The following is a 25,696-nucleotide window of genomic DNA, read 5'->3' on the forward strand; positions in this document are numbered from 1 at the left end:
TGATAATGATTATCATATGCATTATTATTACGATATTGTAACTGATTGTCAATAATTATCAGAGATATAAATTGCATGTGTTAGTCCTCTTACAGCTTCAATATAAGCAACGCTATGTCTAAGACTTTGTTCAATAAACTAAATATAATAAAGGATAAGTATGTCAAGATCTCAGAGAAGCCTTGCAATGATAACGATAACCATGGCAGGAGTAGTGATGTCACCAAGCTATGCTAAACCTGACTTGACCAAGACCGTAGATATGAGCTTATTGCATGCCAAAGATATCGGGTATCGTTTCGTATATCATACCTTCAGTGCACCTGCACCAAAACTATTCTCCTCTAGCTTAACCGATTCACAATTGAAAACGCTGCAAACCTATGCAAAACCTCGTCATTATCAAGTGTGGTTAGCTATTCCTGAGCAGACAACCTATCATCTACTCTCTAACAATTCTGTAAAAACTCCTAGTAAAGTGCTTTATATGCTTGATGGTAATGCGGCTATTGATGATTTAGATAAGGATACGCTGCGCTTATTATCCCAGTCTACACCACAAAAATCAGCGCCTACTTTAGTCTTTATAGGTTACCAAACACCTTATCGCTTCGATGTTGATGCCCGCGCCTACGACTATACCCCACCATTATTAGCCAACACTGTAGATAACGGTGCTTTTCAAGAAGAAGGTAGAGAGCGATTAAACGGCGGTGTAGAAAAATTTTATACGTTGATTGAAAAAGAAATTAAACCTTGGGTATATGAACAGTTGGGCGAGAAACCGAAGCAAGAAGCCATCTGGGGGCACTCTTACGGTGGTTTGTTTGTGTTATATAATTTGTTCAAGCACCCTCAAGCTTATCAGCAGTATTTCAGTGCAGATCCATCACTTTGGTGGCAAAATGGAGAGATGATTAACTATTGGCAGGCATATCAAAATCTTCCTAAAGCGCAACTTGCAGATATAACCAATAATAAACACAAACAAATACGACTCACTTTTAGTCACTCTCCAGATCAGACCACTATGCCAGTAGTAGCGCCTACTCTGATGAGTAAAAAAGAATTCGCCAAGGAAGTCTGTGAGCACTTTGAGGAGCGTTGTAGCTATCAGTTTTACAACCAATCTCATGGAGAGGTATTTACAACCTCTCTATTAGAGAGCTTAAAAAACTTCTAAGATTAAGCCTATTCAAGATAACTTTAGCACTCTGACCTTATCTACTGGATAAAAAAACCTCGCTAGGTTACCCAAGCAAGGCGGGAGAGAAACTTTTTACAAGATTATGAGACAATTGATCACCCAAATAAAAAGGTCTGAACCATTAGTTCAGACCTTTTTTATTCTTAAAGAAAATACTGTATCTAAGAATTAGAAATCAACACTCACATCAAACACATAAGTACGGCCAGGCTCATTAAAAGTACGTGCGCCTGCATTCGTAGCGGTACCCTCACGATAAACACCCGTATCAAATAAGTTTTTGACACCAGCACCAACCGTAATCGCTTTTGTCAAATCATAGCGAGTGCTCACGTTAGCAATGGCATACGGCTCGCGATCAAGCAACGGGTCATCACTATCATCTCCCGTCGTCGCTGAAATCGTTGGGGCTTCAATCGTGCCATAGTAGCTCACATCAAAACCAGCATTCCACTGAGGCGTGATATCCCAATCGACACCCGTGTTTACAGTGAACTTAGGAATGAGCGATAATGGCTCGCCATTATCTTTACGCTCTGAGCGGATGTTACCAGTGATATTAGAAGACCATCTTACATTGTCAGTGACTGGCACTTGTACAAAGCCTTCTAAACCTTCAACAATTGCTTCACCTTGATTGTCCCATTGAAAGATAGAACGATCTGTCGCCGTATCTACCGCCACACGATCCGTACCAGCGCCAATGCGGTTATCATAGGCATTGTGGTAATAAGTCAAGCCAGCATTCAATCCAGTACCATCATCGTAAGTAAAGGTCAGCTCTTTGTTCCAAGAAGTTTCATTTTCTAGATCAGAATTACCCAAAACATGACACCCTCCATCTCTGTTTTCATCTTTCACGTATTGTGGACAGCCATAACCACGAGTGTAGTAAATGTAATTTGGGTCAAGCTGGTATAGCGATGGTGCTTTAAATGCACGACTGACACCCGCCTTCACTGACCAATCAGGGCTAAAATGCCAAGTGGTATTGATACTAGGCGACCAGTTACTGCCAGCTTCACTATGATAGTCAAAACGTAAGCCTGGCGTGACATACCAATCAGGCGTGATCTCATAGTTATCTTCTAAATAAGCACCGACGAGGTAGGCATCTGAGGTCGGATCGCGCTTGTCAGGATCGGTCTCTACATCACCAAACTCAAAACCATCCTCAAATGTCATATCAGATACCACAGGGTTATCCAGCTTTTCACCGCGGAACTCTGCACCAGCCGTCAAGGTATGACGGTCAAAATAAATATCCCACTCTGATTTGGCATTTAACGTATCGTAGGTTGCCTCTACCCATTCAAAATCCTCGCCGTCGTCAGGTATGACAATCTGACCTTCACCACCACCCGCACTACCTTCACCCAAGCGCTCATTAATTGTCCGAGTGTACTCGACGAAACTGTTACTACTAGCGTCATCGTACTCACCGCGATGGGTGATCGCCGCGCCGTAGCGCTGCATCTTATTGGTGGTCTCACCTTCTAACTCATCTAACAAGTTTTCGTTCACTGATTGGAATAATGAGTCACCTGCCCAGCGGTTTTCTTGACGACTATAATTGACCTCAACACCGACCGTATTCATCGCATCCATCGCGTATTCGAACAACTGACGCACATCGATATTTTCGACACCTTCAGTACCTGCTGCTACTGAGTCATCTAGCGCTTCTGCTGCATTAATATACGGATCATCTGCTTCACTATCGTGGTAACCAAGGGTAGTACGTGAGGACAGCTTATCAGTCAATGCACCAGACATATTGACGTTAGTACGCCAGCTGCTGCCTTCTAGGTCACTCTCTGGCGTCTCATAGTGCCCACTGATAGAAAACTCTGACTCAGTCGGGCGCTTGGTGATGATATTGACTACCCCGCCCATACTACCAGAGCCATAACGAGCGGCTGCTGGGCCACGCAATACTTCGATGCTCTCGATAGCACCTGGTGGTACCCACTGCGAGTCACCACGTGTGTCTTGCTCACCACCACGGCTCGGTCGCGAGGAATTACGAGAAGTGACAGGACGACCATCGATTAAAATCAAAGTGTTATTTGGCCCCATGCCGCGCAAATCGATTTGACGCTGATTACCGCGCTGTCCAGAAGTAGACGAGCCAGATAAATTGACGCCAGGCATTTTGCGCACGATCTCTGCAATGTCATTGGAAACAGAGGCTTTCTCGATGGCCTCTTCGCTAATGACAGACAACCCCGCCGCTTGCTCGAGCTCCTCTCGCGCCGCCTTGACGACGATAGTATCCAGCTCAACAGAAGGCATCGCTTGCTGTTCTACAGCTTCTTGCGCTTCTATTTGTTGTACAGTAAGACCCTCGCTCTCAGCTGCAAATGCGGTAGTAGTGAGAATAGAGGCAATCGCCATGCCAAGCAGCGCTTTACCCGTCACTACGTGTAATGGCTTTGATAGATGAAGGACATGCTCAGAAGCAAAAGAGGGTGATGATGTTGGCATAAATGACAATCCTAAAGTATTTAGTATTTACCAATACCTGTTATGTTTTCTGATAGCGCTGGTCAGCAACAACCTAGTGAGTAAGTGGCAGCAAAGCACGGATATGGTTGTGTGTGATCGTTATAACATCAGAATAAAGGCGGTATTGATATCCATAGCATCTTGAGGACAGAGCGCGCCTAGAGCGACTCGATGCTTAGTAATAAAGAGTACACACTCTAGCAACATTCAATAAATAAAGCAAATAACAATGATAACTATTATCGTTAGTATTTGCGTTATTTTCTGGTGTCATAAAGTTATAAATCTAGCGATCACTCTTATGGTCAGGTGATGTGGCCAAAAACTCTCAAATGCATGACCTGCGAAGCTAATGGTCTGATAGTAGCAGTCATTTTCAGCGAGACGCTAAAAAAGCGATATCGTCATTACTACATAAAAGAGATACACTGTATATATTCGCTAAACTGACATAAATTTTCTTGCGTGCTGTGCCTGCGCCGACAGGTGCTGCGTAAAACTTATCTCAGTCTCGCTGTATCCTGTTTATATTGACCTGACTATATATAAAAACAGCCGATATATAATAGATATATAATGATAGCCTCTACAGTATGGGTAAAAAAACATGAATATCGAAAGTGATAACGTCAACCAAGTAGAGATTATTTATGAAGATGAGTTTTTGGTGGCGATTAATAAAGAGGCGGGGCTATTGGTGCATCGCAGCTGGCTGGATAAAGGCGAGACGCGCTTTGCCCTGCAGCTGACCCGTGATGCCGTAGGCTGTCATGTGTTTCCCGTACATCGTCTGGATCGGCCGACGTCAGGGGTATTATTGTTTGCCAAAAGTGCGGACGTGGCGCGCACGATGACTGAGGCCTTTACTACGCGCCAGGTAACCAAACAGTATTTGGCGGTGGTGCGCGGCTTTATGCCAGAGCAAGGCTTTGTTGATCATGCGCTAAGCTTTCAGCCAGACGCCATCGCCGATAAGTTTGCCAATGTGGACAAACCTGCTCAAGAAGCGGTGACCCATTGGCAACGCTTAGCACAGATCGAGCTGCCATTTGCCGTATCAAAAAAGCACAACACCAGCCGCTACAGCCTCATGCGCTTGATACCCATCACTGGCCGCAAGCATCAGTTGCGCCGGCATATGAAGCATTTGTTTCACCCCATCGTGGGTGATACCAGTCACGGCGATGGACGGCACAATCGATTTTTTCGTACTCAGTATGATTGCACGCGCATGCTACTGCATGCTCACAGTTTGGTGCTCAGCCATCCTGTCACCGGTGAGCCACTGCTACTAAAAGCAGGACTGGACGAGCAGTGGCGGCACATCATAGAAGCCTTTGCTTGGACAGCGGGTATTACAGACTAGGCACAGTTATCCATCGCTGCTATTTACCGATGCGCCAGCTTTTTATTTTGGTAAAAAAACCTTTTATTCTCTCAGAAAAGCCAAACGCCTCGGACGCAGGCACTGCTTCAACCTGATGGCGCGCCGCCAGTATCGGCTGCTGGAGTAGTCGCTCATGATGATCAAAAGCGCGATCCAAACTGATACTCATCATAGAAAAATTGGTTGGTCGTGGTAAGCAGCGATACACTTGACCCTTATTGATTAAATCAATCACCATATGAGCATCTTTAAATTCAGTCAGCATCAACACCATCAAGTCTGGCTGGATGTTTTTTAGGGCATAAACCACAGGCGTGATGTTTTCTTCGTTGAGCGTGGCGTCAGCAATGGTGACCCCAAAGCGCTTTTTTTGTAATAAGCTTGCTGCCTGCTCCAGCGTGTTTGCCCAGCTCACTGTATAGGCGCCCCTAAAATGACTTTTTATTTGCTGATAGACATGCTCGTCATCGTCTAATACCAGTAGATGGCGCTTGCCAGCTGCATTACTGTATGCAGAGTGAGACAGTGCGGTGTCCCCAAAAACACTCGGGGCTATGTCTTGTGTTTGTTGAGCAATCTCTGTCGCTTTGTTGATGACGTCTTTTAGCTCGTCATTTTGCCAAGGTTTGGTGATATAACGATAAATCTCGCCTTCATTGACCGAATCAATCACCGCGTTTAGATCGGCATAACCGGTCAATAAAATACGAATGGTATTTGGCGATTTCTCTTTGATATCACGCAGCACTTCTGTCCCTTGCTTATCTGGCATACGCTGATCACTGATGACCACTTGGACATCGTGGCGGCTGACATACGCCATCAGCTCGGCGGCATCGGTGGTGGTAAATACATCGTGCGACTGGCGAAAGTGCATCTTTAAACTGCGTAAGATGCGCGGCTCATCATCGATAAAGGCAATCTTTGGTTTTTGCATGTCATTCTCTTTATAGTTTTAAGTCTATTCATTTTCAAATAAAGCCCGAGCTGGTTTGCTCTTATGGGCAGTCGACTGCACAGGCAGCAGCAGCGTAAACGTCGTGCCCTCCCCAACGACTGAGCTGACCTCCATACGTCCATGATGCTGCTCCATGATTTGCGCGCTAATAGCCAGCCCTAGGCCTGTGCCCTCACCGGCTTTTTTGGTGGTAAAAAATGGCTCAAAAATCTGTACCAGCTTGCTCTCCTCGATGCCCACGCCATTGTCTTTGACACTCACGGCTAGGTACTGCTGGGTGTCATCGACAGATGACGTAATATGCAATGTGCCTTTACGATCGGCTGGCATGGCTTGAGCGGCATTATTAAATAGGTTTAATAACACTTGGTTGATTTGTGAAGGGTTGCATTGAATCAACGGCAGCTCGGCAAGCTCTGTGCTGACGTCTAGGGTTTTTAGATTGTTTCGCGCCATGACAAGGGAGGTGGTGATACAGTCATTGATATCGACTTCTTTGACTTTAGATTCATCAATTCGAGAAAAATCACGCAAGCTGACGACCAGCTCTGCAATCTGATCGACGCCGTACAGCCCGTCTTTAATCAAATCGGCCAAATCCTCACTGACCTCATCTTCTTTGATTGCCTCACAGCATTGTAAGGTTTGCGCTATCAGTTGCTCGGTTTTTTCTGGCGGGGTATTTGGCGCTTTTAAGGCCTGCAATAACTGCTCGGTATGCTGTATCAGCTCATCAAAACGCCCAAGATTATCACCCACCAATTCCATATTGCTGCGCACATAGCCAAGCGGGGTATTGACCTCGTGTGCCACGCCTGCCACCATCTGGCCGAGCGTGGCCATTTTTTCGGAGCGTACTAGCTGCACTTGTGAGGCTTTTAGCTCATTCATGGCTTGCTGTAGGTCTTGGGTTCGAGCTGCGACTTGCTTTTCTAGATGGACATTGATTTCAGCCAGTGCGCCTTCGTTTTCGACGATACGGTCGATCAGGTGATTGGTTTGTTCACTGATGACATGGATTTCACTGACCGCTGAGGCTGGCAGTTTGTGCGCGCTTAACTGCTGATATTGCTTTTGTTCAATCAGCGTACCCATGTCAGCCACAGCATCGGCCATCCGCTTGAGCGGCCGCGTGAAGTAGCGACGAAACACCCATGCGGTCAATAATAAGATCGGTATAAAACCCAACAACATGGCCTGAATCAGCTTGTCAGACAATGCATTTGCCACGCTCATCATATCGTTATCAGGCTTGACGACGACCATCTTCCAATAGGTAAACGGCATACGAAAGACAAAAGCGGTCGCCGGCTGCTGCAATATAAAATCATCGGGCACAGCGATGGTCTCAACCAAATGGCTGTCTACAAGCGCAAACTTCTGATCGATATTTAATAGTAGTAAGGCAGAGAGCAGTTTGGACTCTTGCTCGCTAATTTTGTCTAGATTGGTGGTGCTCAAGATACTACGAGCAGCGAGTGTAAAGCGGCCTTCATCTTTTGCCAGTGCTTCATCGATTAGCTGATGATTGATACGCTCTAAGCTGTCCGCAATCGGCGCAAAACCAGGACTTTGGGCGGCCAGCTGCCGTGCCGTAACTACCTCACCTTGCGGATTATTCTCAGTCGTTTGTGTGACCTTCGATTGCTCTGGAAAGGCCAAAAACCGATTGTCCAAATCGACCAAAAACACATAACCACCGAGCTTGTCTTGCCACCTTTTCATGGCAGCGCCGAGGTTATCCAGCAACAAATTAAAGCTCACTACCCCATCAAACGCCTGATTGCGACTGTCATACAGCGCCTTGGCACAGGTCATTACCCGCTGATTGCTCACAGGATCGACGTAGGCTCGGCTCCAGACGCAGTGGTCGTGCCGCGCATACATCGCAGGGATGTACCACCAGTCCCGATAATACGGGGTTGGCGTTTGACGAGCTTGATTATAACGCGTCAATGGCTGCATCACGCCTGACGTGTCTCGCGCCCAGACAAACGACTGGCGCTCGCGGCCTTGTACATACATATTGGGATCAAACCACACACCGCCGCCCACGATACGCGCATCCGTCTGCTGCATGAGGTTGCCAAAGGTTTGTTTATAAATGTCATCTTGTTTTGGCAAGCCGCCTGCCATCGTGCTGGTGGCTTTGGCCAGTCCATCGACATGATTGATACTGGCCATGATGCTATTGATGGCTTCGTTGCCAGTTTCTACGACTATCTCTGACGTCATCGCTAGAATGCGCGGTTTGGCTTGTGTTTGTATGACCCAGTACACCAATAAAATAATCAACAAAAAAGCCAGTGCCAAAATAACCAAGATACGAGTGGAAATACTGCCAGACCGACCAACAACCTTCATAAACTTCCCTAATGGCTATGCGTTGACTGCCATCGACATATCAATAAATAGCTAAAGATATGAGTGTGACGCAACCACGATTTATCGTGAGCACAAGGATACGACGCCGTTATGACAATATGATGACAAAACTGGTGTTTACTATTATTCAGACCATACAAATAAAAAAGCCCTCAGCAGTGACGCTAAGAGCTTTTTTAGAAAACAATAATAAACTTTACTTCACTAACATTTTAAATGATAGTAATTCAGATAATAGTACTTTAAATGATTTGTTGTATGGCTCGCACTATGTGAGCGCTGGTGGCACCGAGTACGTTCCAACGACATGAGCCACCATATCACTTGAGCCTTCTGAATACAGCGACACCTCACCCACTATCAGGGTTCGCCCCACTTTTATCAGGGTGCACTCCGCTATGATACGAGCCTCAGACGAGGGTTTTCGCAAAAAATTAATCGTCAAACTGGTGGTCACGGTCAAAGGTACGATGCCAATCCTACCGAGGATGGCCACATAAATTGCCACATCCGCGATGCTCATCAATACAGGCCCTGATACCGTCCCACCTGGGCGCAGCTCATCTATGCCAATATCATGTGATAGCACTGCCCCTTTATCATTTACCGACTCGACCACGCATTTGGTCTGCGGAAACTCTGCTGCCATAAAGGCGACGATCTGTTCTTTAGTTGCCGACATACAAACTCCTTGTTCAGCGGTTCTTATTCTTTTATAAGTTACTTTTTTACTTATTGCTGTTTTATATCACTGTCTTTTGCTGCTCGCGCCGTCACTCTTACCCCGCCCCACGTCACCAAAACTACACCTATCGTAATCAGTGAAGCGCCTAAAAACAACCCCTCAGGCGGCGTCTCTTTTTGCAAAAAAATAGCGATTGGCACGCCGACGACCGCGCCCACCGCGCCCAATAAGCTAAGCAGCACTGGGCCACCCGTCTTTTGTAATAAAAACAATAGCAAAAACTGCCCAGCAAAGAGCCACGCTTGTAAGACAATCACAGCAATCGGCATCCATCCTGTATGCGGTAACGCCACTGAAAAGCCCGGCAACGCTGCACACAATAATAATAGCAATGCCGCCGCCAACAGCATCCCTGGTGCTAGCGCATTGGGAGAGGCACCCGTAGGCCAGCGCAACGTGCGGTAAATATTACCAGCCGCCAGCAGCACTGGGCCACACAGCGCGATAAACACCCAAAACATACTGGTGTCTGGCGCAGAGAATTTGTGTGCCGCCAGCACCCCCGCCCCCAGTAGCGCAGCCCCCACACCAAACGCACGACTGATATCAAAGCGCTCCATGCGTAAAGTGAGCGCGGCCAGATAAGTGAGCAGCGGCGGCAACGACACAATCAGCGCCACAAACCCTGCGCCGACATGAGGAATGGCCGAGAATAGCAACAAATTAGACCCCGCCACACTGACCAAAGCGGCGATAACATAATACTCAAAGCTGCGTTTACTCAAGGGTGGCAACTCGTGCCTAAGCACAGCCACCACCAACAGTATGAGGGCGGCGCCTGCTATCGACCAAAACAAAAACGCCAATGGTGTTAGCCCCACCAATCCTGCATATTTTGCCACATTGGTCGAGACACCGATCAGTGCTCCACCCGCCAACAGACACAGTACGGGGACAAGCCATGTTGCTTTACCCGCACGTATGGGCGGCGTCGTGCGTGTGCTCATCGGCTATCCTATCGGATCGTATTTTATCGTTAATCGTCATACTCATACGGTTTCATTCCGATGATGATTGGCCCCACCAGCGTAAGGGCCGCGGTAAAACCCTTGCCAATATGAAAAAACATCCATGTTTCACCCATTCATAATGCTTTAGAACGACTACCATAGCACATATCTTTGTGACTTCATCAGGTAATCCACCAAGCAGCTGTCATGCGTAGCCATCAAAAGCAAAAAAGAGTAAGACACCATGCCTTACTCTTAAAGTAGGTTATATATATTACCTTTTATGAATATTTTTATAGCTAAGATCTAAACTCACGCCAGTGCAACCATAAACGCGTGTCTAATTCGAGCTGATGATACTCTGGCTCCATATGGCAACATAATTGATAAAATGCTTTGTTGTGCTCATGCTCCTTAAAATGCGCCAACTCGTGCACGACGATCATGCGCAAAAACTCAGGCGGCGCTTCTTTAAATAAGCTGGCCACCGTGATGCTGTTGTGCGATTTAAGCTTACTACCTTGGACGCGAGACTGCGTGGTATGAACCCCCAACGCCTGCTTGAGGACTTTTAATTTGCTGCTATAACTGACATTCGATAGCGGGCCGATTTTGCGCATAGACTGGTTTTTTATGTCGTTTATATATTGATAAAGCGCCTTATCGCTTTGCACTTGGTGCCGATTGGGATATTTGCTTTCTAGATAATCACCCAGCCTGCCCTCGCTGATGAGCCGTGCCGCTTGGCTTTGGATGTGCTCAGAATAATGAGCGATATACTTGAGTGGGGTCACAGATTTATCCTTTTATATAGGGTATGTCTTAGTCAAAATACTTTAAGTACACTATGCTACTGCTGGTATAGATATCACGTTTCACTGACTATACTTTACAACTTATTTCTATATATTTTACCTTATACCACCTATTGACCTATCGTCAGCTCATAAATAAACCCCATAAGCTAACTGTAACTTATGGGGTCATCTAAAAGACAATTTTGTCACGGCATCTAGCCAGTTGACATCTGGTTATTCAACATCTATTTCATTAACGCTCTAAATGTAGATACTGCAAATGGCGCTCATACTGATGCAAGATATCGACCAGCACTTGCTCTTTGGTGTAGCCAACCAAGTCGTACTCCTGTGAGCCATCGCTTAAAAACACCTCAGCACGGTAGTAAAACTCTGCATGCTTGGTCGAAGTATTCAGCGTAAAATTAGGGCGCTCAGCTTTGATGAGATTGACCTCATAAATAAAGTCATCTTCATCGCCATGACCGACGCGCAGCTTGATACCATCTATTTGACCATTGTCATCGTCTAGACCTGCATCGAGATCGTCACCAATATTGGCCAGATTTCGCACATCCAATGACGTCTTTAGACCGCCAGCTCTTAGCTCTTTTTCGACATCACTCATGGCAGGTTTGACAATATTCTGTAAAAACCGTTCGACTTGCGTATGGCTTGGGAAGCTAACGATACGCTGCAGACGCGCTTTCCAGCTCTTACCGCTATCAAGTACGTTTGCGGTGCCAACCGTACTGGCTTTACGCTTATTGCCCTCTTCTTTTAGGCTGCGCCACATCGACATCATATAAAGCACCAAAATCAGCGAAAATGGTAAACCTGCGATGACAGACACCGACTGCAACGAAGCAAAGCCGCCTGCGAACAGCAGACCTAAAGTGATCAGACCGGTGGCCGCTGCCCAAAATAGGCGCAACCAAACCGGTGCATCAGCATCATTGGTCATACCTTTTGAGCTAAGATTGGCCAGCACTAGCGCACCAGAGTCCGCTGAAGTGACAAAGAAAATAAGCCCGATGACCACGCCAGCGAATGATAAAACATCACTAAAAGGGAAGTACTCAAATAAGGCAAACATGCCCATCGCAGCATCATTGATAGCGATTTCACCCAGCTCCGTCGCACCATTGGCGACTAAGTCTATCGCTGAATTGCCAAAGATAGAAAACCAAGCAAAGATAAAGCCCAGCGGGATAAACATCACACCAAAGACAAACTCACGCAAGGTACGGCCACGGCTGATACGCGCAATAAACAAGCCGACAAAAGGCGCCCAAGCCACCCACCATGCCCAGAAAAATATCGTCCAGCCTGATTTCCAATCGGCACCAGCGCTGCCGTCATAGGCATAGACGTCGAATGTTTTGAAAACGATGGTTTGGAAATACTGACCAATACTTTGTGTAAAGGTATTGAGCAAGTACACCGTATTGCCCATCACCAATATCGCAATCAATAGCAATATCGACGAGAGCATATTGAACTCAGACAGGCGGCGTACGCCTTTTTCTACACCGGTCATCGCTGAGATGGCGGCAGCTAAGACCACGCCCAATATAATCAGGCTCTGCACCATCTTGCTCGACTCGATACCGAAGACATGGGTCAAACCCGCATTAGCCTGCAACACCCCGATGCCTAAGCTGGTGGCAATCCCCATCAACGTGCAGACCACACCAAAGGTATCGATACCATCACCCAGCCAGCCTTTGACTAGGCGCTCGCCAAAGATAGGCGTCAGCGGTGAGCGTAGCGCCAGCGGCATGTTTTTGCGATAGGCAAAGTACGCTAGCGCCATACCGATAAGCGCATAAATACCCCAGCCATGCAGACCCCAATGCAAAAAAGTCTGAGATAACGCTTGGCGCATCGCTTCTGCACTGGCAGGCTCTAGCCCCGTATGCGGCGTGAGATAATGCATCAACGGCTCAGAGGCACCAAAAAACAATAAATCGATACCAATACCAGCCGAAAACAGCATCGCCGCCCATGCTAAAAAGGGAAACTGCGCTTTTTCATGGTCCTGCCCCAGCTTGATATCGCCGTATTTTGAAAAGCCCACAAACAAAGCAAAAATACTATAAGCAGCCACCACCAGCATGTAATACCAGCCAAAGCTCTCTGATACCCACGCCATGCTCGCGCTTAATAATGCCTCACTATAATCTGGCAAGGCAATCGTCCAAATAATCAATAAAATAGAAATAATCGCAGAGCCTAAAAAAACCGTCTTATTTAGACTCAAGGGTTTCGTCGCATCTTCTGATGGCGAGCTGTACATAAAAGACCTCAATAGGTAAATGAAACAGGATCTGATAGTGCTTTGTCCGTCATAACATAGTGTAGAGTTACCACGTTATCTATATAAGCGCAGGATGCACAAAGCAGTACCAATCAATAAAAATTTGCTAAACAGTCCGCAGACCCCTTAGCACCACCTTTAAAAAATAATGAAAAGATAATCAGCGCAAAATAAAGCCGATATGCTGACATGCTCATTTGCGTGCGGTACTGATGATATCAGTGCTCACAAGGGTGCCAGCAGATCTGCGCTGATAAAAAAGACCTTTACGTTGGAAGGCCTTTTATTTGAAATTGACGTTATATTATCCTTATATCGTGCCTACTCGCTGGCACGTTTATTTATACAGTCGTATGATAAGCACGCATCGGCTCAGCTCTGAGCGGTGCGCCATTGGCGACATAATAATCCGCTGTCGAGCGTGGTAATTGTCTACCGCGCATCTTATCAACGATTTTTTCGGCCAACATAATGGTGGTAGCATTTAAGTTACCACTAATGATATTTGGCATAATCGACGCATCAACGACACGCAGACCATCGATACCGTGTACCAGCCCTTCACCATTGACCACCGAATCATTACCCTCACCCATCGCACAGGTACACGACGGATGATAAGCGGTCTCGCCATGATTGCGGACATACTCATCCAACTGCGCATCGGTCACCAGATCATCGGTCGGCGCGATAGCACGGCCGCGATATGGGTCAAGCGCTGGCTGATGCATAATCTCGCGAGTGATACGCATCGCCGAGCGGAACTCTTGCCAGTCCTGCTCGTGCGACATATAGTTAAATAAAATGCTTGGATGCGCATTTGGGTCTTTTGAGGTGAGCTTGACGCGGCCACGACTCGGTGATCGTAGTGAGCCCACATGCGCTTGGAAGCTGTGCGATTTCACCGCACTACGACCATCGTAACGCACCGCTAATGGCAAGAAGTGATACTGGATATTGGGGTGCGTAAATTTCTCATCAGTACGGATAAAGCCGCCACCCTCGAACTGATTGGACGCGCCAAGACCAGTACCATTAAACAACCACTCAGCACCAATCGCAGGTTTATTCCACCATTTATTGGCAGGGGCAATCGACACCGGCAGTTTACATTCATACTGCATATACAGCTCTAAATGGTCCTGTAGATTGTTACCCACGCCCGGCAACTCTAAAACCTCATTAATACCCAAGTCTTTGAGCCACTGACCAGGACCAATACCAGAGCGCTGCAATAATTGCGGCGAAGCGATAGCACCTGATGAGACGATCACTTCACGAGCGGCATAGAATTTTTTGCTTTGACCTTGATGCTCAACTTTAACGCCGACCGCGCGCTTACCATCGAATAAAATCACATCGGTCAAGGCACCGGTCAAAATGGTGATATTGCTACGTGGTTTGGCACGGTCGAGATACCCGCGTGCCGTTGATGCGCGGCGACCATTAGGCGTGACAAAACGATCCATTGGCCCGAAGCCTTCTTGCTGATAGCCGTTTAGATCCTCTGTACGCGGATAGCCTGCCTGCACGCCCGCTTCAATCATCGCTTCAAACAGCGGATTGACCCCAGGTTTTGAGGTGGTCATTTCTACCGGACCACCGACGCCATGATAGTCGTTTTCGCCTGCGTCGCAGTTCTCTGATTTTTTAAAGTACGGCAAGCAGTCGAGATACGTCCAGTCTTCTAAGCCCTTGATTTTGGCCCAGTCGTCAAAATCGAGCGCATTACCACGGATATAACACATGCCATTGATGAGTGATGAGCCGCCCAGCCCTTTACCGCGGCCACAGTCCATAACGCGGTTATTCATATATGGCTCAGGATCGGTTTTGTAGCCCCAGTTATAAGTAGTGCCTTGTAGCGGCATCGCGAGCGCCGCTGGCATCTGCGTACGAAAGTCTAGTCGATAATCAGGTCTACCAGCTTCTAATAGCAACACCTTAATGTTGGCATCTTCGGTCAAGCGCGTGGCCAGCACGTTTCCGGCTGAGCCTGCACCGACAATGATGTAGTCATATTCAGGTGTGGTTGATGTCATAAAACGCTCCATAATAGTAAAAATACGTCATGTCATCAGTAAGCTCACATCATGCCGGCGTATTTACCTACATGACGTGCTTACTAACGACAGCTTTCTTTGTACATTAAAACAGGTAGTTAAAACAGATGGTTAAAAAACAAGCAGTTAACAAGCTATTAAAATACTGACTCAAACTTACCCAGCTCGACTTGGATAGATTTGGTCTGCGTATAGTGTGCAAGGGCTTCGATGCCGTTTTCGCGGCCGATACCTGAATGCTTATAACCGCCAACTGGCATTTGCGCAGGCGACTCGCCCCAAGTATTTAGCCAGCAAATACCAGCTTCAATCTGACCGATGACACGATGCGCGCGGGTTAGATCTTTGGTTACCACCCCTGCGGCCAAGCCGTACTCGGTATCATTGGCACGGCGAATGACTTCATCCTCAGTCTCATAAGTCAATATCGACATCACTGGACCAAATATTTCCTCACGTACAATCGTCATATCATCGGTGCAATCGGTAAACACCGTTGGCGCGACAAAGGCACCATTGGCAAGCTCGCTAGTTGTTACTCGCTCACCGCCAGTTAATAGACGCGCGCCGCCTGCTTTACCTTGCTCAATATAGCCAAGTACGCGCTCCATATGCGGGAAGCTCACTAGTGGTCCCATATTGATATCTTCATCCATCGGATCGCCGAGTTTGATACGTTTGACCCGCGTCAAGATCGCTTCTTCAAACTTGGCTTGTAGCACTTTTGGGATAAACACACGCGTGCCATTGGTACAGACCTGACCGGTGCTATAGAAGTTCGCCATCATGGCGATATCCGCTGCCATATCGATATCGGCATCGTCAAAGATAATCAATGGCGACTTACCGCCCAGCTCTAAGGTTACGTCTTTGAGAGACGATGATGCCGCGCTTGTCATGACTTTTTTGCCCGTTGGCACGCCGCCTGTAAACGAGACTTTGGCAATATCAGGATGCTGAGTTAATGCTTCGCCTACTTTATAATCGCCTTGTACGACGTTAAATACGCCATCTGGCATGCCCGCCTCAGTAAAGATTTCCGCCAGTTTCAGCGCCGTCAGTGGCGTGACTTCTGAGGGTTTAAAAATCATCGCATTACCAGCAGCCAACGCTGGCGCAGCCTTCCACATCGCGATCTGAATCGGATAGTTCCATGCGCCGATACCAGCGACGACGCCGAGTGGCTCACGGCGCGTATAGACAAAGCTGCTATCACGTAGTGGAATCTGACGACCCTCAATCATTGGCGCAAGACCGGCATAGTATTCAACAACATCGGCACCAGTGACGATATCGACATACTTAGTCTCAGACAGCGCTTTGCCGGTGTCTTTGGTTTCAAGCAATGCCAGTACATCATTACGCTCGCGCAATATCGCAACTGCCTTTGACAAAATACGGCCACGCTCAACTGCGGTCATTGCCGCCCACACTTTTTGCCCTTGTTGCGCCGCTTTTACCGCTTCATCGATTTGCTCGGCAGTGGTTTGCTGAATGCTCGCCAGCACTTCACCTGTCGCTGGGTTGATATCGTCAAAAGTCGTTAAAGAATCATCGACCGCCAGATAGCGACCGTTAATATAAGCGGTCTGCGTTTGTGTTAAATCAATAATGTCTTGTAAATCATTTACGTTTGTCTGAGTAGTTGTCATAAGTTTTCCTTAAGGCGACTGAGAATTTATAAAAAAGCGTTCAGTCAATCATGCCGTCATAGGTTAAAGATAAAATTTTCTATGTGCGTGTTATTGACCAAAGCTGTTTATCAAGTTATTGGTCAAAGTCATTTATCAAAACTGTTTATCGAAGTCTTGCTGCGTCATATTTATCAAGCGCTCACGTATTGAAGCCTTGTCCGAGATATCGATACCCGAAAAGTCAGAGAGCCAAATACCATCGGCGACCAGACGTACCATACATAGCGTTTCGCTATTGTCGGTAGCGGCATATTTTTTTAGCTGCTCATTTGACCACTCAGCCCAGCGTTCGCGTAGCATCCGGTCTCCTAGCATCAACACATACAAAGTCGCTTGGCTATTAAACTCGGCCTGCCCTTTTTCGCCTAAGCTGATGGTGGCGTCGATATAAGCGCGGGTAAACGAGCCGTAGCTGACCGGATCCTTTGCCATGGCAGCATTGACTTCTGCCTCAAACTTGGCCATCGCATCATAAAATACCTCTAAGATAAGCGCGTCCTTGGTAGCAAAATGATGCATCACTCCGCCTTTGGTCACGCCGACGGCATCTGCCACCGCTTGAAAGGTCACTTTAGACAAGCCCTGCTCTAGCGTGATACGTGCTGCCTCATCGAGCAGCGCCCGCCGCACCAGCTCTGGCTGTTTTTTACGTTTATGCGCGTTTTTCGTTTCCATTTTTGTGTCCATGTTCATTTTTACCTACTTGTCAGTGCACCACCGAGTTTGACAATACGTTCATCACCACCACACCGCCGACGATCATCGCAATACCGACCACCGCCGCGGTATCGAGACTTTGCTTAAAAAAGAACACCCCGACTAGTGAGGTCAGCACAATCCCCAGACCGCCCCACAGCGCATAGGCGATGCCAAGTGGTATGGTCTTGATGGCCTGGGTCAACAAATAAAACGAGATGACATAAAGCACGCCCATAATCAAGGTCGGCACCAAACGGGTAAATTGCTCTGACTTGACCAAAAAGGTCGTGCCAACCACTTCACAAATGATAGCGATGGCAAGATAACCGTAAGCAATGATGGTAGGACTCATAGCTAAGACACCTGTGTTAAATCCAGCGTACACGCTTGATTGAGCGAAATGGATAAGTAATAAATAATAGAATGCAGCTCCCAAAGAAACCACACGGTCGGTATTTTATAGAAATAATCCAGCAATGTGAAGAGCAGCCCAGCAGTTTTTTTGTTTCAAGCGATGTACAGATTGCTTTTATATTCAAAAAGATAGCCAAGTTGTCTAATCAAATTACCCGCAAAAGCTTGGTAACCAACGCTGACAGCAGATTGCTTAAGCCATAAATAAAAGTAGCATATCGCTGCTATTTTTTTGTTACACGCCGCAGGTAGATAGAGGTTTTAACAAAACAAACACGCTATCAAGCCCATCCATATCCAGACCTATCCGCCCTAACGCGCCGTCTTATAGATACATCATTCTGAGGTGCGCTTATGACATATTAGGGTCGTTTTTATCGCTAAAATGCGCCAAGGACTGAGGGCTGGCAGTCAAACTTCACAACATCTAAAGAATATTTGCGAATTATGTCAAAATAAGGTTGACAGCCTATACCGACTTGGCTAAAATGTGCCCCACATAACGCAGACGGCAATTACTTTTAGCTTGTCATATTTACCGTTATCACAGATTATTCTCCAATAGCTCAGTTGGTAGAGCAACGGACTGTTAATCCGTGTGTCCCTGGTTCGAGCCCAGGTTGGAGAGCCATATACGAAAAACCTTCATCATTATTTGATGAAGGTTTTTTTATGGCTGTCATTTTTGGCTCAGACAATTCTCTTATGAAATCAGTGATATAAATACCGCTGCGGTGTTCATTTGGACGATTTTGTTGTATGGTAAGAGTAGTTTGCTTGGGTTCGTTTTGTCTGAATATTTTACTCCTACTCACTAAAAATAATGGTTTATTATGATACCTGCACGTGTAAAAAATAAGTTTTCTGACCATCCGCAAAAAATCATGCGCCCGGTTAGTATTCGGCTGTCTGAAGAGATGATCGCATTATTAGAGACAACCTCAAAAGAGCTGGGCTTTAAACGTATTCAAGGACTGATTCGCCTATACATCCGTCAAGGGCTTGATCGTGATCATCAAGACTATACTCTAGCGCACGATGAAGTATTTATCGAGTCTTTGCGCAAGCGCGGCGTCAGTCAACGCATCATCGATGAGGCCATCGTGGTGACTCACAATAACAACATCTCCCACCCCCTATCCGAGCTACAAAACGACGATTAGCAGAGATGATTAAGAAAGCCGATTCGATATACTGCCGACTATATATAGACAACAATATATAATCGACGATACATAAGCGACAGTATAAAAAACTGCTTTCTTAATGATGAACTAGATAGGCTGCGTACCAAAAGACTGAGCTTGCCCATGGCGCTCAGTCTTTTTTGTGCGCCAAATGATGGTTGTCGCCCGCACACAGTTTTTAGCCATAATCCAACATAACACCCAAAAAAACCAGCTATATTAAAACCAGCCCTACTCATAAAAAAAGCCGATGACAATCACGGTCGTTGGTGCAAAACAAATTGACACGGAGGTGTATGATGGGAGGTTTCTATCCGCGTTTTAACCAAGCATTATTGTTGACGATGGCATTGGCATTTCTGCCTGCTATCTCTGCGTGCTCACAGCCGCAAGCAGATCCTAGCAAAAAAACCATTCCGACCAACTCTGATCAGTGGCAAAAAAAGCTCGGTGATACTTTTGAGCAACTGCCTAAGACCGATCAGCAACTACTCAGTCGCTATATGCTGCGCATGAAACTCAGCGCTGCCTATGAGTCTGGTGCGATGCCGCGCACTACGATCAAACAAGCCTTGATACAGCAGCGTGAATATGAGCGCTTGCATCCCAATAATCCCACGGGCAAAAAAAGCCCCATCATAAAAAGTCAGCAAGCGGCCACGGCCAATGCGCAACACTACCCTGTGGCGCTCTTGCCAGTCAAAAGCAGTGATAGCGACAGTTTAAACCAAGTAAAGCTCCAGTTTATGCTATCCAACCACGGCGAAGTCGCCATCGATAGCTTTAAGGGTACATTGGTGATGAAAGACATCGCTTTGACCCAAGGCAAGCACTTTAATGTTCCGTTGACTGTGTTTGATCCTGCTATCAAACCTGAGCAGTCTGGCAAAATTATCATCGAGAGTAGCATTGAGGACATCAATGTCATGCGCGCTATCAGAAACACCAGAGACATGACTATTGAGATTAGCGAAGGGACGTTGACACTAGCAGATGGTCAACACGTTGAGTTTGATGAGTCTTTAATCAAATAAAACATCACTAGGTATGCGACTGGGCATATAAATGAATACGCAGGTAAGAGACTGGCTAAAAAGTAACAAGCACTCTCTTGTCATTATTTAAGTGATAAAGCGCGCTGATACACGCCCATAAAAAAAGCCCCAATCATTGCTAATTGGGGCTTTTCGAATTTGGCGGAGACGGAGAGATTCGAACTCTCGAAGGGCTATGAACCCTTGCCGGTTTTCAAGACCGGTGCATTCAACCGCTCTGCCACGTCTCCATTGGTGCATCATTATATAGATATCATTTCATAATGCAAGCAGATAATCTAAAAAAATTAAATTAATTTATCGATGAGCACAAGTCACAGATTTAATGACCGCTGGAGGCCAAATGCAAACACATATCAAGCAGTCTATTGGCATAGCCCCACTCGTTGTCGTACCAAGCAAAAACCTTATACTGCGTACCGACCTGCATCAACTGCTGACCATCAATGATAAGCGACTCGGTCTGATGGATAAAATCGCTGGATACTAGTGGCTCATCGGTATAGGCCATGATATCACGCAAATGACCGTCGCTGGCGGCTGTCAGTACTTCACGAATCGCCGCAATGCTGACAGGCTGGGTGTCAAAGACAAAGGTCACATCGATCGCTGCAACGGTGATGGTGGGTACACGGATAGAGTGACCATTGACCTTGCCGACCATCGCCGGTAATACACGCTCGGTCGCAGCGATACTGCTCGAGGTCGTAGGTATGATGTTATGACCTGAGGCACGGGCACGTCTTGGATCTCGGTGCGCTTGATCGAGCACAGTCTGGTCAGCAGTGACTGCATGAATCTCTGTCATCATCGCGGAGGTGACGCCAAAGGCCTTATCAAGGGTATCGATCAGCGGTACCAGCGCTTGGGTGGTACATGAGACGCTCGAGATAATCGGTAGCGCCCGCGTCAAGGTATCGCTGTTGACACCCATCACGATACAGGCATCGACATCATCAAAAGGCGCTGCACCAATAATGACCTGCTGCGCGCCTGCCTCGATATGCAGATGCGCCTGCTCATAAGAGCGAAAATGCCCCGTACACTCCAATACCACATCGATCCCTAACGCTTGCCATGGCAGGCTCTTGGGATCCGGCTCTGAGAGCATATTGATACAGTAAGTCAGGCTGTTTTTGGTCAGGCACAGCTGGGTTTTATTCTCATCCGTACTGGCTACCACCAGCTCAGCTGCCACGCCCAGCTGACTTAAGCGGCCATGCGCACTATCAAACTTTAATAAATGCAATAAAATATCAGCAGGTGCCAAGTCATTAATTGCCACCACATGAATCGCTCGACCCAAGACCTCAAAACGCTCTAATAAGGCGCGCAGTACATTACGCCCGATACGGCCAAAGCCATTAATCGCCACTCGTAATGGCTGGGTATGCTCGCCTGTATAAGACATCGCGGCGACGGCTGGATCAGAGGTCAGTTGATAAGTGGCGCTAGAAAAATCAGGCATAAAAACATATCGCTATAAAGATAAAAAACACGGCAAATCACTGAGACGATATCACATCATCGCCCAGCCCTATGGGGTAATAAAAATCAAGGCCAGACGAATGGTGTTGTAATCGATACGCTGCTTGAGATGCTCAAAGACTGGGCGCAGCTTAACACTGCCATCATCATTAAAGTCATTGGGATTGTTGGCGACTTTGATCGCGATATAAGCGGTACCTACTGCCGTCATCACCTCATCGTCTGGGCGCAGATGGTCACAGGCCAAGCTTGGGTCTTGCAATTTTAACTCTGCAATATGGCGCATGATGGTAGATTGCGACAGCTGGCGCGCTTGTGATATCTCAGCGATAGACAAGCTCTCTTCGAGGAGCGTTTTGGTTGCCAGCAAGGTGCTTTGGGACTTATCAGCAACTTGGTTGCGGCGTTTTTGTTTTTTGTCAATCTTTGCCTGCTGCTGCTCACGGCGCTTTTTTTGTAGCGCCGCGTAGGCATCAATCACTGATTGATTCAGCGTACCGCCCGACTTTAAGATAAACTTGTCATGCGCCTGTGTCAGACTCTCTTCATTGAGCATGGCATAGTTGGCATCCGCCTCTTCGGAGAGCGCCAAAAACCGCTTGTCCGCCCCGCGTGCGAGGGGGTCTAACTGCAGACTCATCTCATTCATGCCAAGTAGCTGCAGCCCTGCTAGCGACTTGAGGCGTGAGAGCGCCACATAGCCTTGACCCAGCTCAAAAGTGCGCGACAGATCAATCTCTGCGGCCTCTAGGGTCATGCCTTGCGATTTGTGAATGGTAATTGCCCAAGCCAGACAAAGCGGCACTTGGCTGTAGCTTGCCAGCACATCCCCTGTCTCATCTTCGATGATCCACTCTTCTGTCTCAGCGACGACCTCACGGCCTGAATTTAGCCGCACTACAGGCATTTTTTGTGTGGTGGGCTTTTTGGTTTTTGCCGTCTGTTTGTCTGACGTATCTGTCTTTTTGGCCGTCTCTTCGTCATCGTCTGCCTCGACTTCTTCAATTAAGGCTTCGCTATTGCCCTTACCATCGTCTATCTTGACAGCGGTAAAGCCAACCAGCTCACCCATGGTGCCATTCGAGACGCCAAGCTCAGTGTTGTTTTTGATAAACATCACCTTAGCGCCGACTTTGAGCGTCAGCTCATCTTGGGTACGCACGGTCTTTTTGAGCGTGTCGACCAGCTTACTATCGCCCATCGAGGTCGCCTCAAAACGCATCATCTCGCCATCTAAGGCAGCCAGCTCTTTATCATTGATTTTATTGACGTTGAGGTTGTGGGTATAGAGACGGGTGCGATTGATATCGACGTTTTGATCAAAGGTAGCTTCCAATGCCGCAATCGCCTCAAAAGTGACTTCTTGTCTGCGAATCTGATTGAGAATATCATCCAAATCCAGTCCGCCATTAGCGGCCTCACTGACTTGCCGATGCTGCTCGGATAAATAACAAATATGGAACTTAGCATCGAGCCAGGCCTCAGACATAAAGGCAAACTTTTCTCGGTTACTCTCACCCTTACTTCCAATCGGTGGTAACTGAAAAAAGTCGCCGGCAACGACCACTTGGATACCACCAAAGGCACTGTCGTTTTTGCGCACGTGTTTGAGCACTTGATTGACTAAGTTTAGCTGCTTGGCATGCAGCATCGATATCTCATCGATAATAAGTACTGCTGTTTCTTTTAGGCGATCTGCCAAAAATTGCTTGCGCGATAGATTGCTCAAATCGCGCTCCGTCAGCTCATCTTTGATACCTATTCCTGACCAGCTGTGAATGGTGGTGCCGCTCATGTGCGTCGCTGCAATGCCTGTACTGGCTGTGACCGCTACTGGCACACGGCGCGCGCGCAAATAATCAATATATTGGTTAAGAGTATAAGTCTTACCCGACCCTGCCGATCCAGTCAAAAAAACGTTTTGACCTGTTTTTAAAATATTAAGAGCAGAAGATTGACGCATATATCCAAACCAATAAGTAATAAAAGAAAATAGGGAGTAAAAATACCGCATTGCATCGCACCCAAGTGTGCGGCAATGCCATTTAATTATAACAGCTGCACTCACTTTACAAAGCACTTTAGCAGGCGCTAATCGCATAACATAAAGTTATGCGATACGAAATATATCATTATAAAAAGTCATTATCACTCAACGCCAAAGCTCAGTACGATAGAGTCATAGCTTGGTCAGGAAGGCCAAATATTTATGTTTCAACCATCATAATACCCAACAAGGAGTCGTTCATGTTATACGCCTATCCCAATACTGAAAACAGTCCCGTCCAATTCCGCAAAAAATACGACAACTTCATCAATGGTGAGTGGGTCGCCCCCATCGATGGTGAATACTTTGACAACCCAAGCCCCATCGATGGCAAAATCATCTGCCAAGTGGCACGCTCAAAAGAAGCCGATATAGAAAAAGCACTCGATGCCGCGCATGCTGCCAAAGACGCTTGGGGCAAAACCAGTGTCGCTGAACGTGCCAATCTACTGCTCAAAATTGCAGATAAGATGGAAGCCAATTTAGAAGCCATCGCCATTGCCGAAACGTATGAAAACGGCAAGCCTGTACGTGAAACCCTAGCAGCAGACATTCCATTAGCTGTCGATCACTTTCGCTATTTTGCCAGTGCCATTCGTGCACAAGAAGGCGGCATCAGCCAGATCGATGAAGACACCGTTGCTTATCATTTCCATGAGCCACTAGGCGTGGTCGGACAAATCATCCCGTGGAACTTTCCTATCCTGATGGCGGTGTGGAAAATCGCCCCCGCCCTCGCCGCTGGTAACTGTATCGTCATGAAGCCAGCTGAGCAAACACCAGCGTCCGTGCTATTTATGCTAGAGACCATCGGTATCGCTGACATTTTGCCAAAGGGCGTGCTAAACATCGTCAATGGCTTTGGCGTTGAAGCAGGTAAACCACTGGCCTCTAACCCGCGCATCAATAAAGTCGCCTTTACAGGTGAGACCACGACCGGCCGCCTCATCATGCAGTACGCCAGTGAAAACATCATTCCTGTGACGCTAGAGCTGGGCGGCAAAAGCCCCAACATCTTCTTTGCCGATGTGATGGATGAAGACGATGACTTCTTGGACAAAGCGGTCGAAGGTTTGGTCATGTTTGCCCTCAACCAAGGTGAGGTCTGTACGTGTCCGTCACGCGCACTGGTACATGAAAGTATCTATGATGAATTTATGCAACGCTGTATCGAGCGCGTCAAGGCCATCAAGATGGGCAACCCGCTAGATACTGATACCATGATTGGCGCGCAAGCCAGCTCAGACCAATTAGAAAAAATCCTCTCTTATCTGGATATCGGTAAGCAAGAAGGCGCAAAAGTATTGGTCGGCGGCGAACAAGCCAAACATGATGGCGCGCTGGGCGATGGTCATTATGTGCAGCCAACCATCTTTGAGGGCACCAATGATATGCGCGTGTTCCAAGAAGAAATCTTTGGACCTGTACTTGCCGTCACAAAGTTTAAAGACGATGACGAAGCCATGAAAATCGCTAACGATACCTTATATGGCCTAGGTGCAGGCGTCTGGACTCGTAGTGTACATAAGGCGTATCGCTTTGGCCGTGGTATCCAAGCGGGCCGCGTCTGGACCAACTGCTATCACATTTATCCATCACACGCGGCCTTCGGTGGCTACAAGCAATCAGGTATCGGCCGCGAAAACCATCTAATGATGCTCGACCATTATCAGCAAACCAAAAACATGCTGGTCTCTTATAGTCCCAAAAAGATGGGCTTCTTTTAAGCCTGTCTGTCACGCACTTTATGGCAGCCACCATAAAGTAATGAGTTGGTAGATATCATATCTAC

General features: G+C 47.1%; 18 protein-coding genes and 2 tRNA genes. 6 read left to right on the forward strand and 14 right to left on the reverse strand.

The window, feature by feature from the left end; translation table 11 throughout:
* The first annotated feature begins 202 nt into the window (after positions 1-202).
* The gene (locus C6W44_RS01315) at positions 203-1,183 is read left to right on the forward strand and encodes an alpha/beta hydrolase (RefSeq protein WP_158676687.1); all 981 of its coding nucleotides are present in this window, start codon (positions 203-205) and stop codon (positions 1,181-1,183) included.
* 192 nt (positions 1,184-1,375) lie between these two features.
* Here C6W44_RS01315 and C6W44_RS01320 read toward each other — a convergent pair whose 3' ends face one another.
* On the reverse strand, positions 1,376-3,694 hold the full coding sequence (locus tag C6W44_RS01320; protein ID WP_105243909.1) for a FepA family TonB-dependent siderophore receptor: 2,319 nt from the start codon (positions 3,692-3,694) through the stop codon (positions 1,376-1,378).
* A 628-nt stretch (positions 3,695-4,322) separates the two neighbouring features.
* Between C6W44_RS01320 and truC the strand changes: the two genes are divergently transcribed.
* The gene (gene truC / locus C6W44_RS01325; RefSeq protein WP_105243910.1) at positions 4,323-5,081 is read left to right on the forward strand and encodes a tRNA pseudouridine(65) synthase TruC; all 759 of its coding nucleotides are present in this window, start codon (positions 4,323-4,325) and stop codon (positions 5,079-5,081) included.
* Positions 5,082-5,100: 19 nt separating this feature from the next.
* Here the strand turns inward: truC and C6W44_RS01330 are convergent, their stop codons facing one another.
* From C6W44_RS01330 to C6W44_RS01375, 10 genes are all read right to left on the reverse strand, one after another.
* A complete protein-coding gene (locus tag C6W44_RS01330; RefSeq protein WP_105243911.1) occupies positions 5,101-6,039 on the reverse strand; it encodes a response regulator in 939 nt (312 codons plus the stop codon).
* A 24-nt stretch (positions 6,040-6,063) separates the two neighbouring features.
* Positions 6,064-8,424 (reverse strand): ATP-binding protein, encoded by a 2,361-nt coding sequence (locus C6W44_RS01335; RefSeq protein ID WP_105243912.1) that lies wholly within the window; start codon positions 8,422-8,424, stop codon positions 6,064-6,066.
* 289 nt (positions 8,425-8,713) lie between these two features.
* A complete protein-coding gene (locus C6W44_RS01340) occupies positions 8,714-9,127 on the reverse strand; it encodes a PaaI family thioesterase (RefSeq protein ID WP_105243913.1) in 414 nt (137 codons plus the stop codon).
* 50 nt (positions 9,128-9,177) lie between these two features.
* Positions 9,178-10,137 carry a DMT family transporter gene (locus C6W44_RS01345; protein ID WP_105243914.1) on the reverse strand — a complete coding sequence of 320 codons (960 nt, stop codon included), beginning with the start codon at positions 10,135-10,137 and terminating at the stop codon, positions 9,178-9,180.
* A gap of 302 nt (positions 10,138-10,439) precedes the next feature.
* Positions 10,440-10,934 carry a M48 family metallopeptidase gene (locus C6W44_RS01350; RefSeq protein WP_105243915.1) on the reverse strand — a complete coding sequence of 165 codons (495 nt, stop codon included), beginning with the start codon at positions 10,932-10,934 and terminating at the stop codon, positions 10,440-10,442.
* Positions 10,935-11,190: 256 nt separating this feature from the next.
* Complete coding sequence (betT, locus tag C6W44_RS01355; protein WP_105243916.1) at positions 11,191-13,236, reverse strand: choline BCCT transporter BetT; 2,046 nt, start codon at positions 13,234-13,236, stop codon at positions 11,191-11,193.
* A gap of 362 nt (positions 13,237-13,598) precedes the next feature.
* Entirely contained in the window at positions 13,599-15,299 is a 1,701-nt protein-coding gene (gene betA, locus C6W44_RS01360; RefSeq protein ID WP_105243917.1) for a choline dehydrogenase, read from the reverse strand.
* A 158-nt stretch (positions 15,300-15,457) separates the two neighbouring features.
* Positions 15,458-16,972 (reverse strand): betaine-aldehyde dehydrogenase, encoded by a 1,515-nt coding sequence (gene betB, locus C6W44_RS01365; RefSeq protein ID WP_105243918.1) that lies wholly within the window; start codon positions 16,970-16,972, stop codon positions 15,458-15,460.
* Between the two features lie 135 nt (positions 16,973-17,107).
* The gene (locus tag C6W44_RS01370) at positions 17,108-17,689 is read right to left on the reverse strand and encodes a TetR/AcrR family transcriptional regulator (RefSeq protein WP_105243919.1); all 582 of its coding nucleotides are present in this window, start codon (positions 17,687-17,689) and stop codon (positions 17,108-17,110) included.
* Positions 17,690-17,720: 31 nt separating this feature from the next.
* A complete protein-coding gene (locus C6W44_RS01375; RefSeq protein WP_105243920.1) occupies positions 17,721-18,065 on the reverse strand; it encodes a DMT family transporter in 345 nt (114 codons plus the stop codon).
* A gap of 617 nt (positions 18,066-18,682) precedes the next feature.
* Here C6W44_RS01375 and C6W44_RS01385 point away from each other — a divergent pair.
* The 3 genes from C6W44_RS01385 to C6W44_RS01395 all read left to right on the forward strand — a co-directional run bounded on the left by C6W44_RS01385 (position 18,683) and on the right by C6W44_RS01395 (position 20,348).
* Positions 18,683-18,758: transfer RNA gene (locus C6W44_RS01385), tRNA-Asn, on the forward strand.
* A 202-nt stretch (positions 18,759-18,960) separates the two neighbouring features.
* Positions 18,961-19,290 carry a CopG family transcriptional regulator gene (locus C6W44_RS01390; RefSeq protein ID WP_105243922.1) on the forward strand — a complete coding sequence of 110 codons (330 nt, stop codon included), beginning with the start codon at positions 18,961-18,963 and terminating at the stop codon, positions 19,288-19,290.
* A gap of 320 nt (positions 19,291-19,610) precedes the next feature.
* Positions 19,611-20,348 carry a hypothetical protein gene (locus C6W44_RS01395; protein WP_227526319.1) on the forward strand — a complete coding sequence of 246 codons (738 nt, stop codon included), beginning with the start codon at positions 19,611-19,613 and terminating at the stop codon, positions 20,346-20,348.
* A 160-nt stretch (positions 20,349-20,508) separates the two neighbouring features.
* Here the strand turns inward: C6W44_RS01395 and C6W44_RS01400 are convergent.
* From C6W44_RS01400 to C6W44_RS01410, 3 genes are all read right to left on the reverse strand, one after another.
* Positions 20,509-20,599 (reverse strand) — tRNA-Ser (locus C6W44_RS01400).
* Between the two features lie 92 nt (positions 20,600-20,691).
* Positions 20,692-21,780 carry a type I glyceraldehyde-3-phosphate dehydrogenase gene (locus C6W44_RS01405; protein WP_227526458.1) on the reverse strand — a complete coding sequence of 363 codons (1,089 nt, stop codon included), beginning with the start codon at positions 21,778-21,780 and terminating at the stop codon, positions 20,692-20,694.
* A 126-nt stretch (positions 21,781-21,906) separates the two neighbouring features.
* Positions 21,907-23,820: an AAA family ATPase gene (locus C6W44_RS01410; RefSeq protein ID WP_105243925.1), complete on the reverse strand. Its 1,914-nt coding sequence runs from the start codon at positions 23,818-23,820 to the stop codon at positions 21,907-21,909.
* Between the two features lie 284 nt (positions 23,821-24,104).
* Here C6W44_RS01410 and C6W44_RS01415 point away from each other — a divergent pair, with 284 nt between their 5' ends.
* Complete coding sequence (locus C6W44_RS01415; protein WP_105243926.1) at positions 24,105-25,631, forward strand: aldehyde dehydrogenase family protein; 1,527 nt, start codon at positions 24,105-24,107, stop codon at positions 25,629-25,631.
* Positions 25,632-25,696 lie beyond the last annotated feature (65 nt).

It is taken from the genome of Psychrobacter sp. Marseille-P5312 (genome assembly GCF_900291405.1).
Lineage (GTDB): Bacteria > Pseudomonadota > Gammaproteobacteria > Pseudomonadales > Moraxellaceae > Psychrobacter > Psychrobacter celer.

Coding starts and splice junctions, on each gene's coding strand:
- C6W44_RS01315 (WP_158676687.1), top strand. CDS start 203: ATGGCAGGAGTAGTGATGTCACCAAGCTATGCTAAACCTGACTTGACC.
- C6W44_RS01320 (WP_105243909.1), bottom strand. CDS start 3,694: ATGCCAACATCATCACCCTCTTTTGCTTCTGAGCATGTCCTTCATCTA.
- truC (WP_105243910.1), top strand. CDS start 4,323: ATGAATATCGAAAGTGATAACGTCAACCAAGTAGAGATTATTTATGAA.
- C6W44_RS01330 (WP_105243911.1), bottom strand. CDS start 6,039: ATGCAAAAACCAAAGATTGCCTTTATCGATGATGAGCCGCGCATCTTA.
- C6W44_RS01335 (WP_105243912.1), bottom strand. CDS start 8,424: ATGAAGGTTGTTGGTCGGTCTGGCAGTATTTCCACTCGTATCTTGGTT.
- C6W44_RS01340 (WP_105243913.1), bottom strand. CDS start 9,127: ATGTCGGCAACTAAAGAACAGATCGTCGCCTTTATGGCAGCAGAGTTT.
- C6W44_RS01345 (WP_105243914.1), bottom strand. CDS start 10,137: ATGAGCACACGCACGACGCCGCCCATACGTGCGGGTAAAGCAACATGG.
- betT (WP_105243916.1), bottom strand. CDS start 13,236: ATGTACAGCTCGCCATCAGAAGATGCGACGAAACCCTTGAGTCTAAAT.
- betA (WP_105243917.1), bottom strand. CDS start 15,299: ATGACATCAACCACACCTGAATATGACTACATCATTGTCGGTGCAGGC.
- betB (WP_105243918.1), bottom strand. CDS start 16,972: ATGACAACTACTCAGACAAACGTAAATGATTTACAAGACATTATTGAT.
- C6W44_RS01370 (WP_105243919.1), bottom strand. CDS start 17,689: ATGGAAACGAAAAACGCGCATAAACGTAAAAAACAGCCAGAGCTGGTG.
- C6W44_RS01375 (WP_105243920.1), bottom strand. CDS start 18,065: ATGAGTCCTACCATCATTGCTTACGGTTATCTTGCCATCGCTATCATT.
- C6W44_RS01390 (WP_105243922.1), top strand. CDS start 18,961: ATGATACCTGCACGTGTAAAAAATAAGTTTTCTGACCATCCGCAAAAA.
- C6W44_RS01395 (WP_227526319.1), top strand. CDS start 19,611: ATGATGGGAGGTTTCTATCCGCGTTTTAACCAAGCATTATTGTTGACG.
- C6W44_RS01405 (WP_227526458.1), bottom strand. CDS start 21,780: ATGTCTTATACAGGCGAGCATACCCAGCCATTACGAGTGGCGATTAAT.
- C6W44_RS01410 (WP_105243925.1), bottom strand. CDS start 23,820: ATGCGTCAATCTTCTGCTCTTAATATTTTAAAAACAGGTCAAAACGTT.
- C6W44_RS01415 (WP_105243926.1), top strand. CDS start 24,105: ATGTTATACGCCTATCCCAATACTGAAAACAGTCCCGTCCAATTCCGC.